Here is a 14,402-nt window from a genome sequence, read left to right as displayed (position 1 = left end):
CTCGCTTGCAGGTGCTACGTCCGGCATGACGGAGACGTTCTACGAGGTGCTGGGCGTTCCGACCGACGCCTCGACGGCGGCCATCGAAGCGGCGTACCGGGAGCGGCTGAAGGAGACCCATCCCGACGTGAGCGATGCGGCCGACGCCGGCGAGGCGACACAGCGGCTCATCGAAGCCCGCGACGTGCTCACTGACGAGGCCGAGCGGGCGCGGTACGACCGGCTGGGTCACGACGCCTACGTCGCGGGCGAAAGTAGTGCGGCGGACGACGACGGCAGTAGCGCGGCGGAAGCGGCACGGCGAGCGGGCTATGACGGGTCTACATCGGCTGGTGACCGAGCCGAAGCAAGCACCGACCGACGCGCGTCTCGAACCAGCGCTCGGGAGCGGGCCCGGCGCGAGCGGGCCGCCAGAGACCGCGTCTCCGAGGACCGAAACGAGCGCTCGACCGCTGCTGCAGAGACGTCGGCGAGCGACGAGCAGTCGACAGACGGGACCGGCGGAACGACGACCGCGTCGAACGCAGAGTCGACCCGGCGTTCCGAGACCGCTGCGACCAGCGGCTTCGGCGACAGCGGCAGTAACGGCGCTACATGGAGTTCGTCGTCAGCGTACTCCGTCCGCCAGACCGACACCCCATCCCGCGGGTCGATTCTGGAGATGCCGACCGGCCGGGGGCTGACGCTGTTTGCCATCACGTTCGCCCTCTACCCGGTGATGCTGTTCAGCGCGCTGCTGCCGGCGTTTCCGCTGTGGGTCAACGTGACAATCGGTATCTGTACCGTCTTCATGGTCGGCTACCTCCAGTCCGAACCCACTATCGCGATCATGGTGTTCGGGAGCTGGAGCCTAGCGACGACAGTGCTGCTTTTCACGCTGAACATCAGTGCGGTCTCGCTCATTGGAGCGCTCGCACTGTCGGGGACGTGGCTCCCGTTCGGACTGTCGCTGTTGACGGCGTCGGTGTTGCGACTCTAACGGTCGCCACCGAGGGCGTCGCCGACCTGCCGGGCAACCCGGTCCCTGACCGCGTGGCTGTCGCCGGCGTCGAACTGGACCTCGATGACCTGTGTGCCGTCGGATTCGACCGATGCACCGAACCGCTCGCGGAACTGCCGGCGGTCGGCCGCCCGCTCGAACTCCAGCGAGTAGAGCGCCTCCGTGGGTTCGAAATCGAGACCGTGTGGCGTTCGGAACTGGTCCTCGAAGGTCGGGTGGTCATCGATCGGGAGCATATGGAAGATACCGCCCCCGTCGTTGTTTACGAGGACGACCGTCGCGTCGACCGCACAGCGACCGAGCGCGAGCAGGCCGTTCATGTCGTGGTAGTACGCCAGATCACCCGTGACCAGCACGAGCGGATCCGCCGTCGCGCTGCCAGCCCCCAGCGCCGTCGACGTGATGCCATCGATACCGCTGGCTCCGCGGTTGCCCAGCACGGTCAGATCGGCGTCGCGGGGCCGGCCGAAGCGGTCCATGTCCCGTATCGGCATGCTGTTTGAGACGAACAGCGTGGCCGGGTCAGGGGCCAGTGCCGCCACGTCTGCGAGGACGCCCCCCTCCCAGTAGGTTTCGGCGGCAGCATCGTCGACGGCGTCCCAGTGAATTCGTTCCGCCCTGGCGAACCGCTCGCGCCACGATGCCGCAACGCTACCCAGCGACCCTGATGCGAGCGCGTCCGCGGTGGCGTCTTCGTCGGCGACGAGCAGGTCCGTGGCGGTGAACTCCGCCTCTGGCCATCCCCCGCTCGGGTCGACGACAAACTGCCGACAGTCGGCGTCCCGGAGGTAGTGACGCAGCGGCTTCGAGGTCGGCGACGCGCCGAAGCGGACGACCACGTCGGGGTCGCTCCACTCGACGCCATCACTGCCGAGATAGCCGTCATAGCCGCTACAGACCGGCACGTCAAGGCGGTCGACATGCGGGCCGAACCGCAGGCCAGAGAGCGGGTCTGCGAGGACGGGGAAGCCAGTCGCCGACGCCAGCTGTTCAAGCGATTCTGCGCTGAGCCCTTGATCGGCCGGACCAGCGACGATGAGGCCCCGTTCGGCGGCCCGAAGCGCGTCCTGTACACGGCGCACCGTCCGCTCGTCCGGCGTGGCGACTCCTTCGCTCGTCGAGACGAACGGGCCGTCGCGGCCGGCTTCGGCCGCGTCGTCGCCGCCCGCCCAGTCGGCCGGCACGCCCGCCGGGTCGTCGTCGGGCGTCGGCGTCGGTTCCAGCGGCTTCCGGAACCGACAGTTCAGGTGGACCGGGCCAGGATTGCGTCCGGTACTCTTCGCGAGTGCCCGGGCCGCCGTCGTCCGAAGCATCCGCATTTTCCGTGGCTCGGCCTCCGGCTCGGGCATATCCCGATACCAGCGGACGGCGTCGCCGTACAGTTTCTCCTGGTCGACGGTCTGGTTCGCCCCGCTGTCGATGAGTTCCGGCGGACGGTCCGCCGTCAGCAGGAGCAGCGGAACGCCCGACTGATTGGCTTCGATGACCGCCGGGTGGTAGTTCGCCGCAGCGGTTCCCGATGTGCAGACCAGCGGCGTTGGCTCGCCAGTTCGACGGGCGCGCCCAAGCGCGAAGAAGGCCGCTGACCGTTCGTCGAGATGGGAGAACACCTCGATATCGGGGTGCTCGGCGAACGCGACCGTCAGCGGCGTCGAGCGACTGCCGGGCGAGAGACACACCGCGTCGACACCGCCCGCGGCGAGTTCGGACACGAGCGTCTCGGCCCACAGCGTGTTGACGTTCGGGGCCGTCATTCTAGTTCGTCCAGTATCGGCCGGTACTTGAGCTGGACCTCGTCCCACTCGCGGTCGGGGTCGCTGTCCGCGACGATGCCCGCACCCGCGAAGAGGGTCGCCTCGCGCGCCGTGGCGACGGCCGAGCGGATGCCGACGGCGAAGGTCCCGTTGCCGGCGGCGTCGACCCAGCCAATCGGGGCGGCGTACCAGCCGCGGTCGAACGCCTCTGTCTCGCGGATGGTTCGCAGCGCCGCGTCCGGCGGCAGGCCGCCGACGGCCGGCGTCGGGTGCAGCGCCTCGACCAGCGAGAGGACGTGCTCGTCGTCGTCGAGTTCCGCCGTTATCGACGTTCGGAGGTGCTGCACCGTGGCGAGCCGGCGGATGGTCCGGTCGCCGATGCGGACCGTCGAGGCGAACGGTTCGAGCTGGTCCCGTATCGCGTCGGCGACGAGCTTCTGCTCGTGGCGGTCCTTCTCGCTGTCGAGGAGTTCAGCGGCAAGCCACTCGTCCTCGGCAGGGGTGTCGCCCCGCCCGGTCGAGCCAGCCAGCGCCTCTGTCCGGACGGTTCGCCCGCGAACCGAGACCAGCCGCTCCGGCGTGGCTCCAAAGAAGGTGCCGCCGGCCTCGGGCGACAGCATGAACCGGTAGCAGTCCGGGTACGTCCGAGAGAGTCGGGCCATCACGTCCGGGACCGACAGGTCAGCCGCCAGCGCGACCGTGAGGCTCTGTGCGAGGACGACCTTCTGGAGGTCACCCCGGTCGACACTGGAGATGGCGGCCGACACCTGCTCGCGCCACCCGTCCTGTGTTGGCGTGCGCTCCCGGTGTGAAATTCCTGGGGGAGTGCCCGGCTCGCGTTCGGTGTCTGTGGTCAGTCGGTCGCGCCACTCCTCCAGTAGCGCCTCCGCTTCGGTCTCGGCCTCGGGACCTGTCGCGACCGTCGTGAGCCAGGTATCGTCGTCCCGCTTCGTTACCTGTATCTCGGGGACGAAAAACGCCGCACTGGGAAACCCGTCCCAGGGAGAGTCCTCCCCTTCGTGCGTTCCATTGTGGAACGCGAATCCCCCGAACGCGCGCGGTCGAGCGATGCTCGAGAGGCTGTCGGGAACTGAGCAGTCATCGAACAGCGCTTCGAGCGCTGTCCGCACGTCGTCGAACCGCGACTGCCCGTCGGCAGTCACAGTCGCCGCGCTCCCGCGGGCTGCGATTGACTCTGTACCGGCCGCCCAGAAGAACCGGGGGCGAGCGTCCGTCTCCAGTACCGCCCGCACCGGTGCATCGTCGAGGCGACACCCGCGTGCGACGACCGTTGTCTCACCAACCGTCGTCTCGTCACCACGCAGTGGTTCCATCAGCCATGTCTTAGGATTGCGCACCTTTGAGCCTAACTATACGCTCGATTCTGCATACACCCGGACCGCCGTACTAGAGCCGCCGATTTCACGCCGTTCTGACCCGCCACGCGAGATAACTGTAACTGGGTTCCGATTCGCGCAAATTAATATCTGGGTTCACAAACTTCCTCTCTCAGTTCTACAATTGTAATTCTGCAATATCCGAACATACCCCCGTCAAATTTAAATAGGGCATAGTCGAAGCCCCCTATGTTGCGATGCCTAAGGTAGAGATCAATATCCCGGAACATCTGGAGATGCAGATCGCGCAGCTCGTCGAAAAAGGCGAGTTCCTCAACCGCGAGGAAGCTATCGAAGACCTCCTGTCGACCGGGCTCAAGGCGTACAAAACCTCCGGACCACAGGACGAAGACGAGGAGCCAGGGTTCGAAGAAGACGGCATGATGGGCCACGACGACGAGTACGTCTTCTGAAAATACAGGCGTGAGCGTCTGGTATCCCTTCTCAAGCAATTCTTATGCACGTCCCACCGCATACTGTAGCTATGCACAAAGACGAGCTTCTCGAGCTACACGAGCAGATGGTGACGATTATGGAGTACTTCCGCGACGATATGGACTCGGTCGATCCGGACCTGTTCGACGCGTACCAGGAGCTTGACGTACGGCCATCGGACGTCCACAAGTCGAAAAGCGAGCACAAACACGCCGTGTTCGTACTCGGGAACTCCCTAGCGACGGCGATGAGCGAAGACGAGTTCTCGGATGCGGGCCGGGTCAGCAAGCGGATGAAGGAACTGGCCGAGGACGCAGAGCGGAAACTGTAACTGGGACCGCTATCGAGTTGCCGTCTCTCTCGTCTTTATTCTGATCCGTCTTCTCCGCCTGATTACGACCTCTCTCCGTCGAGTTCTGTGAACAGCTCCGGATCTGTCTTGAACTTCAGGACATTATGGACGACCGAGTTCCGAACGTTCTGAATCACGTCGCCGTGCTCCTTGTAGAAGTCGTGTATCCAGCGAGACTCGGCCGTTCGGCTCGGGAACATCATTACTGACTTCCACTGATACTCGCCGTCGGAGAGGAAGTAAAACAGTGTGTGGCAGTCGTCCCGGATGGACACCATTGCATCGTGCCAAGAGTCGGCGAAGTGCTCTGGGTTGAACTTGAATTCGAACAGCGCGAAATTGAACAGTTCTTCGTTCGGGACAATAGTCTCCCGGAAGACATCCGCATCGCGCATCTCCCGGATCGATTCGCTGACCGTTACGTGGGACACGTCGATGCCGTACTCGGACGCTAGCAGGTCCGCAAGCTCGCGGGACGACCGCTGGGGGTCCGCCGAAAGCTCTCGTAGAATGTACATATCCCGCTCGCTGAACTCCCAGTCCGGGGGGTCGTCGGTCATGTCGGACCCCCCGTCCCAGCAGAGGGACAGACGCGCTCAGTCACGGTACTGGTGGCCGGTCGAATCTGTGTAGGAAAACTCATAGGCGTCATCTATCTGCTAGCTGATGGTGATCGAATCAGTATTGGCGTCGGTCACAGTCATCAGTTTACTGACCCTCAAACTCCGGGTCGCGTTTCTCGACGAACGCAGTTGTCCCTTCCTCGTGGTCGTCCGTAGTGAAGGCAACGCCCTGCGCGGTGGCTTCGTTTTCGAGTGCCTGCTCGAGTGAACTGTCCAGGCTTCGGTTGACCAGCCGCTTCGCGTGCCCGAGTGCGACTGTCGGTCCGGCGGCGATGTCTGCGACGAGTCCCGAAAACGCTGATTCGAACGTTTCTGCGTCGAATACTCGTGTGAAGAGCCCGAGTTCTCCGGCCGCCTCAGCGTCCAGCAGTTCGCCGGTAAACAGGAGGTCTTTGGCCTTGTTCGGGCCGACGATTCGCGGCAGGAAGTAGGACACGCCGGAGTCACTCGCCAGTCCGACCTGCCGGAAGCCAAAGCCGATCTGACCGGCACTGCTTGCGACCTGTATATCACAGGCCAGCGCCAGTCCAGCACCGGCACCAAATGCGGGGCCGTCGATTTTTGCGACGACTGGGAGGGGACAGCTGTGGACGGTCCGGATCGCTTCGTGGAGTGATGAGACCACCAAGTCGACCTGTGTGGCTGGCGGTCGGTCGTGTTTCACGCCCTGTAGCATCGCATTGATGTCTCCGCCGGCGCAAAACGCCGGTCCCGCGCCCTCCAGCACGACACACCGGGCGTCGCTGTCGGTCACCGATTCGAACTGGGCAGTGAGTGCGTCGGCCAACTCTGCCGACAGGGCGTTTCGCGACTCCGGCTGGTTCAGCGTTACTGTGGCGATCCCCTCGTCAACAGACAGCGTCACGGTCGCGTCTTCCATACGTTGGCCCTCGACCGGCGGCAAGATAACAGTGGTGTCCGTCAGCGCCTGACAGACCAACATCGTTGGGCAGTACCTTTTGACCGGGCTGGCACATGTATACTATATGCGCCTGCACTGGCACCGCCGTGACCTCCGGGCAGCGGACAACGCTGGCCTCGCCGCGGCGACACCGTCCGACCCGGTTGTCCCGGTGTTCGTCTTCGACAGGGCCGTTCTCGACCACGCCGGCTCACCCCGGGTCGCGTTCATGCTTGACGCTCTCGACAGTTTGCGCGAGTGGTACCGCGACCGCGACAGCGACCTTGTCATTGCCGAAGGTGACCCCACGAATGTCCTGCCAGAACTGGCAGCAGAGTACGGCGCGGAGAAAGTCACCTGGGGCAAAGACTACTCTGGGCTTGCACGGGAACGTGACGCGGCCGTCCGGCAAGCGCTCGACGACGCGGACGTGGCCCGCGAGGCCGTCCAGAACGCCGTGTTGCACGAGCCGGGCGAGATAACGACGAACGACGGCGACCCATACAGCGTGTTCACCTACTTCGGCCGGAAGTGGCACGACCGGGAGAAGGATACCGCCTACGAACCACCGTCAGCCGATGAACTGGCCGATGTCGACGGTGACGCGCCCCCGACACTGGCCGACCTCGGTTTCGAGGAGCCAGAAGCGGACGTGCCCACGGCGGGAACCGACGAAGCACGCGCCCTGCTCGATGACTTCCTCGACGAGAACGTCTACGAGTACGAGGAGCGCCGAGACTTCCCGGCTGACGAATGCACGTCACGGCTCTCGGCCCATCTGAAGTTCGGAACCATCGGTATTCGAGAGGTGTACGAGCGAACGCAGGACGCCAAAGAGGGGACCGGTGGCGACCGCCGCGAGTCCGTCCGTGAGTTCCAGTCCCAGCTGGCTTGGCGAGAGTTCTACACGCAGGTGCTGTTCGCCCATCCACACGTCGTCAGTTCGAACTACAAGTCCTACGAGAATCCAATCGAGTGGGAGAACGACGAAGAGCTGTTGCAGGCCTGGAAGGACGGTGAGACGGGCTATCCCATCGTCGACGCCGGAATGCGACAGCTCCGAGAGGAGGCCTACATGCACAACCGCGTCCGGATGATTGTCGCCTCCTTCCTCACCAAGGATCTGCTCATCGACTGGCGACACGGCTACGAGTGGTTCCGGGAGAAACTGGTCGACCACGACACGGCCAACGACAACGGTGGTTGGCAGTGGGCGGCCTCCACAGGAACTGACGCTCAGCCCTATTTCCGCATCTTCAATCCGATGACGCAGGGCGAAGACTACGACCCGAACGCCGAGTACATCAAGGAGTACGTCCCGGAGCTACAGGACGCTGCGCCAGAAGTTATCCACGACTGGAACGAGTGCTCGCTCACACAACGGCGCAGCGCTGCGCCGGAGTATCCGGACCCGGTGGTGAAACACAGCGAGCGCCGCGAGGAAGCGCTCTCGATGTTCGAACAGGCCAGAGGCGACGACTAACGCAGCTACTGTTCGTTTCACTGAACTCTCCCGGGTGCTTACATGCGAGACGGAGCCACTGGGTGGCGTCAGTGTCCCGGGCCGCTACGGCCCCGTCCCGCTGCTCGTGTTATATGATACCAAATGGCTCCTAAACGTTTAACAGGCAGCCGCGCGACAAGTACTGATGGAGGCGTTTTCATATGTCCGAACATTCAAATCCCGAACTGCCACCGCTCCCGTACGACTACGACGCACTGGAGCCACACATCTCCGAGCAGGTGCTCACCTGGCACCACGACACCCACCATCAGGGGTACGTAAACGGCCTCGAATCGGCCGAGGAGACACTCGCCGAGAACCGTGAGTCCGGCGACTTCGGTTCGAGCGCTGCTGCGATGGGGAACGTCACCCACAACGGCTGTGGTCACTACCTCCACACGCTGTTCTGGGAGAACATGGACCCCAACGGCGGCGGTGAGCCGGACGGAGACCTCCGCGACCGCATCGAGGAGGACTTCGGTTCCTACGAAGGCTGGAAGGGCGAGTTCGAAGCCGCCGCATCAGCCGCCGGCGGCTGGGCGCTGCTCGTGTACGACCCCGTTGCCAAGCAACTGCGCAACGTGCCGGTCGACAAGCACGATCAGGGCGCGCTCTGGGGCTCCCATCCCATCCTCGCACTCGATGTCTGGGAGCACTCCTATTACTACGACTACGGTCCCGCCCGCGGTGACTTCATCGACGCCTTCTTCGAGGTTGTCGACTGGGACAAGGCTGCTGAAGAGTACGAGAAGGTCGTCGGTCGCGTCGAATAAGGGATAGCACCCGACATTTTTTGTGACGCTGCCGCCCCTCTGAGTGCACTCTCCACTGATAGCGAGTCGCCCGGCGTTAATATCTGACGACGACGACAAAAAATATCGATGGGACAGGAGCAGACTACGGAACAGCAGGGTTACGGGAGGATATAGTTTTATAAGATGTCCAGCAGTGGTAAGTGGTATGTCTCGCGATATCAATCGGCGAGCGTTCCTGAAGCGCACCGGGGCGATAAGCACTGTCGGTCTGCTTGGCGGGTTAGCAGGCTGTTCGACTGAACAGACCGGCGGAGACGGCGGCGATGGCGGCGACGGCGGCATGACCGGAACCGGGACCGAATCCGGTGGCGACAGCGGTCCGGAGTCGCCGGACGTGCTGATGGTCGTCGGCTACCCCCAAAGCGGTGTCCAACTGTTCAAGGACTTCTACGCCGACTACGGTGACGACGCCGCCGACATCCTCGTGACCGACGGGCTGCAAGACGGCGAACTCCCGAGCAACGTCGGCAACGACATGTCGAACGTCCGCGGCACAGCCCCGTCAGCGGCCGGGCCGGGCGTCGACACGTTCACCGAGCAGTTCACCTCTGAGTTTGACTACGACGAAGCCGGCGTGTTCACGTCACAGGCCTACGACGCGACAGCGGTCCAGATCCTCGCCAACCTGCTGGCCGGGGAAAACGACGGACAGGCCGTCCGGGACCACATGCGCGTTGTCGCCAATCCCGGGGGTGACACGTACGGTCCCTCCGAGTTGCCAGCGGCCGTCGAAGCGGCCGCCGCAGGCGAGAACATCCAGTACGAGGGTGCCTCGAGTGCGGTCGACTTCGACGAAAACGGAGACATGGCATCGGCCCAGTATCAGGTCTTTGGCTTTCAGGACGGTGGGGGCGTCGATACGCTCAACACTGTGGACTTCAGCGCTGGCGACGACATCCCACAGCCGGAACCGAACGGCTCCGGGAGCGACTCCGGACGGACGATTCGGTTCGGTGTGCTGATGCCCGAAACCGGCGACCTCGGGCCGCTCGGCAGGCCGATCCGCGACGGCGCGATACTTCCGGCCCTGCAACTCGAAGGCGAAGTCGACTTCGAGTTCGACTATCAGGTCGGCGACACCCAGACGCAGGCACAGGCGGGCATCGACGCGGCCAACTCCCTCGTCAGCGCGGGCTATCCGTCGATTACCGGGGCGGCAAGCTCCGAAACGTCCATACAGGTCGCCAGGAACGTACTCATCGACAACAGCGTCGTCGGCTGTTCACCGGCGTCTACGTCGCCGACGATCACCGACCTCGAAGACAACGACTACATGTTCCGTACCCCGCCAAGCGACGCCCTGCAGGGGCAGGTTCTGGCGCAAGTCGGCGTGGACGAACTCGGTGCCGAGACCGCATCGACACTGTACGTGAACAACAGCTACGGGCAGGCGCTACAGGAGGCGTTCGCCGGCGCGTTCGAAGCGGAAGGCGGGACCATCGTCAATCAGGTCGGCTTCGAGCAACAGCAGTCCTCCTACACGTCTGAAATCAACAGCGCGATGAACCAGTAACAGAGCTGTCAGCGCCGCCTTTTTTGGAGTTATCCGCCGAGGAAGTCCTGACGAACCTGCTCGTCGTTTAGGAGGACCGTCCCGTCGTCCTCGTAGCGGTTCTGACCCTGCACGAGCACGTAGCCTCGGTCACACCGCCGGAGTGCTTCCTTGGCGTTTTGCTCGACCATCAGAATAGCCGTGCCGTCGTCGTTGATGCGGTCGATGCGGTCGAACATATCCTCGACGAGGTCGGGCGCGAGCCCAGCAGAGGGCTCGTCGAGCAACAGCAGGTCGGGGTCGAGCATCAGCGCCCGGCCCATGGCGAGCATCTGCTGTTGGCCGCCCGACAGCGTTCCGGCCGACTGCTCGGACCGCTCCCGGAGAATGGGGAACCGGTCGTACACGTCTTCGATCCGGTCCTCCGGCACTTCATCGAGGATGTACGCGCCCATTTCGAGATTCTCGCGCACACTCAGCGAGCCGAATACGTTCCCAGTCTGGGGAACGTAGCTGATGCCCTCGTAAATAATTTCGTCGGGGTTGCGCTGGCTGATGTCGGTCTCGTCGAAGATGACCTCTCCGCCCATATACGTCGTCAGGCCGAAGACGGATTTCATCACTGTCGACTTGCCGGCTCCGTTCGGGCCGACGATGACCACGTACTCGCCGTCGGCAACGTCCATGTGAACGTCGCTGAGCACCTGCAAGTCGCCGTAGCCTGCGTCGAGGTTTCGGATAGCAAGGAGTCGCTCGGCCGGGTCGGGGAGCGTAACGGTCTCTGACGCCGTTGCGCGCTGGCTCATACATCCCCTCCAAGATACGCCTCAAGTACCCGCTCGTCCGATGTGATAGTCTCGGCGTCCCCTTCGGCGAGGACGCTCCCCTGATGCATGACGATGATGTGTTCGCAGTTGTTCATGATGACATCCATGTCGTGTTCGACGAGCAGGAAGGTCAGCCCCTGCTCTCGGCGGAGCTCGTGGATTCGCTCCAGCAGTTTCTCTTCGAGCGTCGGATTGACGCCGGCGAGCGGTTCGTCCAGCAGAATCATCTCGGGGTCGGTCATCAGGACCCGGGCCATCTCAAGCAGTTTCCGCTGGCCGCCCGAGAGATTTCCGGCGTTCTCGTGGGCGAGGTGGTCGATCTCGAAGAACTCCAGTGTCTCCCACGCGCGGTCCCGAACAGCCGCTTCGGCTTTGATGACCTCGCTGCGAAGCCCCGGCGTCACCGAGCGGAGGACCGATTCCCCGACCTGCCCGCCCGGCGCGAGCATCACGTTCTCCAGAACGGTCATCTCGGACAGTTCACGCGCGATCTGGAACGTCCGAACCAGCCCGCGGTTCGCGAGCGTGTACGGCGCGAGCCCGGTAATGTCCTGCCCGTCGAAGGTGACCCGCCCGCCGGTCGGCTCGTGAATGCCCGTGATGCAGTTGAACGTCGTCGATTTGCCGGCCCCGTTCGGACCGATAAGGCCGGTGAGCGACCCCTCTGCCACGGAGAACGTCGCCCCGTCGACCGCGACGACACCGCCGAACTCCTTTCGGAGGCCGTCGACCTCCAGCAGCGGCGACTCGATGGCGTCACTTGTAACGGCGGTCTCCTGTCGCGGTGCAGCCTCGGGTTCACTCATCGGTCTCACCTCCGGACCCGGACTGTGGTCTGTCCAGACTCACGCTCGTTGCGGGTTCGTTCCGATGCCCGAGCAGCCCATCTGGCTGGTTCTGGATGATGTATATCAGTACGACACCGATGAGGACGAACCGGAGCGTGCTGACGTTGCTAATGATGTATGCGAGGAGTGGAGCCGGGTCCAGCGACGCGAATCCAGCGACCGCGTCGACGATGTTGCCGGGTGCGCGGGTGCCGCCCAGCGAGATGTTCTCCCCTAACCGAGCCGGCAGATAGAACAGCAGCCCCGAGAACGTCGCTGCACCGACGATACTGCCGGTGTTGGACCCGGAGCCGCCGATGATGAGCGCCGCGAACACGTAGAACGTGATTGTCGGTCTGAACTGCTGTGGGCTGATGTAGCCCGCCTGGCCACGGAACAGGACGCCGGCCAGCCCCATCAGCGCGCAACCGATCATGAAGGTCTTGATCTTGAACAGACGGGTGTCCTTGCCGAGTGACTGGGTCACGGTCTCGTCCTCACGGATCGCCTTCAGCACGCGACCGAACGGCGAGTCCGTAATGCGGGCAAGCACCCAGTAGCTCGCGGCCACGACCAGCAGGAGGAGTATCCCGTAGGTGAGATTCGCCAGGTTCGGCCCGGAGACGCCGACGCCTTCCGCGGCAGTTACGAGCGGCTGCCCGACGCCGTTGATGAGCGTCGACGCCACATCGTTCGCGGACTTGAACGAGATGCCGGTCGCGCCGCCGGTTCCGACCGGCACCCCGAACAGCGAGACCTCGGCGAGACCGTCCCAGTTGACGATGAGCCGGATGATTTCGGAGAACGCGACCGTCACGATAGCGAGGTAGTCGGCTTTCAGTCGGAGCGCCGGCAGCGCCGCGAGACCCCCGACGATAGCGGCCATCACCATGCCGCCGATGAGGCCAACCCACAGCGGGAGTCCAAGCCCCGGAACTGCTCCGGCAGCCGGGTCAGTTGGTGCGGTCAGAATCGCTGTCGTGTATGCACCGACGGCCATGAATCCCGCAATACCGATGTTGAACAGGCCGGTGTACCCCCACTGGAGATTCAGTGCCAGCGCGAGAATCGCGTAGCCGCCGATGAGCACGGTTACGCTGCCGACGAAGCCAGCGGCGAGGTTCGCCCAGTTTGCCCCGCCGACAGCAATAGCCAGCACGAGCATGACGGCCCAGATAGCGCCGATGAAGCCGACCACCAGCCCCACGTCCGGGAGTGCGTCCAGACGGCCTCGGATAGTGTCAACAGTACTCATGCTGTCGACACCCCCCCGAAGATACCGGACGGGCGCAACAACAGGACGACGATGAGCACCAGAAACGCGGAGGCCCGCGTCAGCCCGGACGGCAGCCAGATCAGGGCCAGACTATCGACCAGCCCGATGAGAATCCCGCCGGCCATCGCCCCGTATATCGAGCCGATGCCGCCGACGATGACGGCGGCGAAGATGAGCAGGAGCAGAATCCAGCCGAAGTTGAACGATATCGTCCCGCTTTCCAGCACGAGCAGGTAGCCGCCGATGCCCGCCAGACCGCCGCCGAGAATCCACGTGAGCCGAATCACGCGCTCTGTTGGAATCCCAGTCACGCGTGCGAGGTCTTCGTTATCGGCCATCGCCCGCATTGCTTTGCCGAGCTTCGTCCGCTGTAGCAGGAGGTGGACGCCGAGCATCAGCAGGACCGACACCACCAGCAGAGTGATTTCGTTGTCGGTCACCGAGATCATCGAGAAAACCGTCACCCGGAGCCCGCCGCTTGCAACGCCACTCGTTTCCGTGCCGAAGACGAACGCGATGAGATAGCGCAATGCGAGCGCGACACCGATTGACGCGATCAGTAAGGAGATGTTGTCCGTGTCGCGCATGGGGCGATAGGTGAGGCGGTCGATGAGTAATACGATGCCGATTGAGCCGACGCCGGCGACGACGAGACCCAGAAGCACTGGAGCCAACGTCGAAACGGTGCTTAACTGCCGTCCCGAATTGAGCATGAACAGCTCTGCAATCGGGGCACCGGTCCCGAGGCCGGCGGTGATATACGCGGCGACCCACCCCAGGAACGCCCCGACAGTTACTGTGTCCCCGTGTGCGAAGTTGGCGAAATCGAGGATGCTGTATGTCATCGACAGGCCGATTCCGGCGAGCCCGACCGCCAGTCCGACGAGCAGCCCGTCTACCACCATCGAGAGCAACGAGCTCACAGTGAGGGAGCCACCCAGCAACTTGGTCCCGACGAAGAACACGGTTGTCCCAGCAAGCTTTGCAACTAAATCCAGCAAGAGGAAGCCACCGACAGCGGCCACCACTGCTGCTCCCGGCCGTTCGCCCACCACTACGCGGCCGTCTCTTGCGAACTCAGCAATTCCCATAGGTTACCGTTCGTTGGACCCTCCTCTCTAAATAACCCACCGGAAATTCGTGTGAAATACCGGTGTAGAAGCCAAGACACCGGTGTCAAAACAGAAATCGCCCCCTCC

Annotated in this window: 14 protein-coding genes; 6 read left to right on the top strand and 8 right to left on the bottom strand. The window is 63.6% G+C overall.

What is annotated here, in order from left to right; all coding sequences use genetic code 11:
- The first annotated feature begins 25 nt into the window (after positions 1-25).
- Positions 26-979, top strand: coding sequence for a J domain-containing protein (locus C437_RS15565; protein WP_004517949.1), 954 nt, complete (start codon positions 26-28; stop codon positions 977-979).
- On the opposite strand, the gene menD is transcribed toward C437_RS15565, so the two are convergent.
- Entirely contained in the window at positions 976-2,754 is a 1,779-nt protein-coding gene (gene menD / locus C437_RS15560; RefSeq protein WP_004517948.1) for a 2-succinyl-5-enolpyruvyl-6-hydroxy-3-cyclohexene-1-carboxylic-acid synthase, read from the bottom strand. The genes C437_RS15565 and menD overlap by 4 nt on opposite strands.
- On the bottom strand, positions 2,751-4,088 hold the full coding sequence (locus tag C437_RS15555) for an isochorismate synthase (protein ID WP_004517947.1): 1,338 nt from the start codon (positions 4,086-4,088) through the stop codon (positions 2,751-2,753). Before C437_RS15555 ends, menD begins: the two co-directional genes overlap by 4 nt.
- Positions 4,089-4,348: 260 nt before the next feature.
- Here C437_RS15555 and C437_RS15550 point away from each other — a divergent pair, with 260 nt between their 5' ends.
- A complete protein-coding gene (locus tag C437_RS15550) occupies positions 4,349-4,564 on the top strand; it encodes a ribbon-helix-helix domain-containing protein (RefSeq protein WP_004517946.1) in 216 nt (71 codons plus the stop codon).
- A 71-nt stretch (positions 4,565-4,635) separates the two neighbouring features.
- Positions 4,636-4,917 (top strand): UPF0058 family protein, encoded by a 282-nt coding sequence (locus C437_RS15545; protein WP_004517945.1) that lies wholly within the window; start codon positions 4,636-4,638, stop codon positions 4,915-4,917.
- A 62-nt stretch (positions 4,918-4,979) separates the two neighbouring features.
- Here C437_RS15545 and C437_RS15540 read toward each other — a convergent pair whose 3' ends face one another.
- Both C437_RS15540 and C437_RS15535 read right to left on the bottom strand, forming a co-directional pair.
- The gene (locus C437_RS15540; RefSeq protein WP_004517944.1) at positions 4,980-5,498 is read right to left on the bottom strand and encodes an AsnC family protein; all 519 of its coding nucleotides are present in this window, start codon (positions 5,496-5,498) and stop codon (positions 4,980-4,982) included.
- 148 nt (positions 5,499-5,646) lie between these two features.
- The gene (locus C437_RS15535; protein ID WP_004517943.1) at positions 5,647-6,504 is read right to left on the bottom strand and encodes an enoyl-CoA hydratase/isomerase family protein; all 858 of its coding nucleotides are present in this window, start codon (positions 6,502-6,504) and stop codon (positions 5,647-5,649) included.
- A 43-nt stretch (positions 6,505-6,547) separates the two neighbouring features.
- On the opposite strand from C437_RS15535, the gene C437_RS15530 reads away from it, so the two are divergent.
- The 3 genes from C437_RS15530 to C437_RS15520 all read left to right on the top strand — a co-directional run bounded on the left by C437_RS15530 (position 6,548) and on the right by C437_RS15520 (position 10,294).
- On the top strand, positions 6,548-7,945 hold the full coding sequence (locus C437_RS15530) for a cryptochrome/photolyase family protein (protein WP_004517942.1): 1,398 nt from the start codon (positions 6,548-6,550) through the stop codon (positions 7,943-7,945).
- Between the two features lie 182 nt (positions 7,946-8,127).
- Positions 8,128-8,739, top strand: a complete 612-nt coding sequence (sod, locus tag C437_RS15525; RefSeq protein WP_004517941.1) for a superoxide dismutase — start codon at positions 8,128-8,130, stop codon at positions 8,737-8,739.
- Positions 8,740-8,926: 187 nt separating this feature from the next.
- Positions 8,927-10,294 carry an ABC transporter substrate-binding protein gene (locus tag C437_RS15520; protein WP_004517940.1) on the top strand — a complete coding sequence of 456 codons (1,368 nt, stop codon included), beginning with the start codon at positions 8,927-8,929 and terminating at the stop codon, positions 10,292-10,294.
- Positions 10,295-10,323: 29 nt separating this feature from the next.
- Here C437_RS15520 and C437_RS15515 read toward each other — a convergent pair whose 3' ends face one another.
- Genes C437_RS15515 through C437_RS15500 form a run of 4 tightly spaced genes read right to left on the bottom strand, consistent with a single transcriptional unit; the run spans position 10,324 to position 14,294 of the window.
- The gene (locus tag C437_RS15515) at positions 10,324-11,079 is read right to left on the bottom strand and encodes an ABC transporter ATP-binding protein (RefSeq protein WP_004517939.1); all 756 of its coding nucleotides are present in this window, start codon (positions 11,077-11,079) and stop codon (positions 10,324-10,326) included.
- Positions 11,076-11,906, bottom strand: a complete 831-nt coding sequence (locus tag C437_RS15510; protein WP_004517938.1) for an ABC transporter ATP-binding protein — start codon at positions 11,904-11,906, stop codon at positions 11,076-11,078. The genes C437_RS15515 and C437_RS15510 overlap by 4 nt, the downstream gene beginning before the upstream one ends.
- On the bottom strand, positions 11,899-13,182 hold the full coding sequence (locus tag C437_RS15505; protein ID WP_004517937.1) for a branched-chain amino acid ABC transporter permease: 1,284 nt from the start codon (positions 13,180-13,182) through the stop codon (positions 11,899-11,901). The genes C437_RS15510 and C437_RS15505 overlap by 8 nt, the downstream gene beginning before the upstream one ends.
- On the bottom strand, positions 13,179-14,294 hold the full coding sequence (locus tag C437_RS15500; RefSeq protein WP_004517936.1) for a branched-chain amino acid ABC transporter permease: 1,116 nt from the start codon (positions 14,292-14,294) through the stop codon (positions 13,179-13,181). The genes C437_RS15505 and C437_RS15500 overlap by 4 nt, the downstream gene beginning before the upstream one ends.
- Positions 14,295-14,402 lie beyond the last annotated feature (108 nt).

Source organism: Haloarcula vallismortis ATCC 29715 (genome assembly GCF_000337775.1).
Lineage (GTDB): Archaea > Halobacteriota > Halobacteria > Halobacteriales > Haloarculaceae > Haloarcula > Haloarcula vallismortis.
Note: the sequence above shows the minus strand (reverse complement) of the source record. Positions and strands in the feature narration are given on the sequence as shown.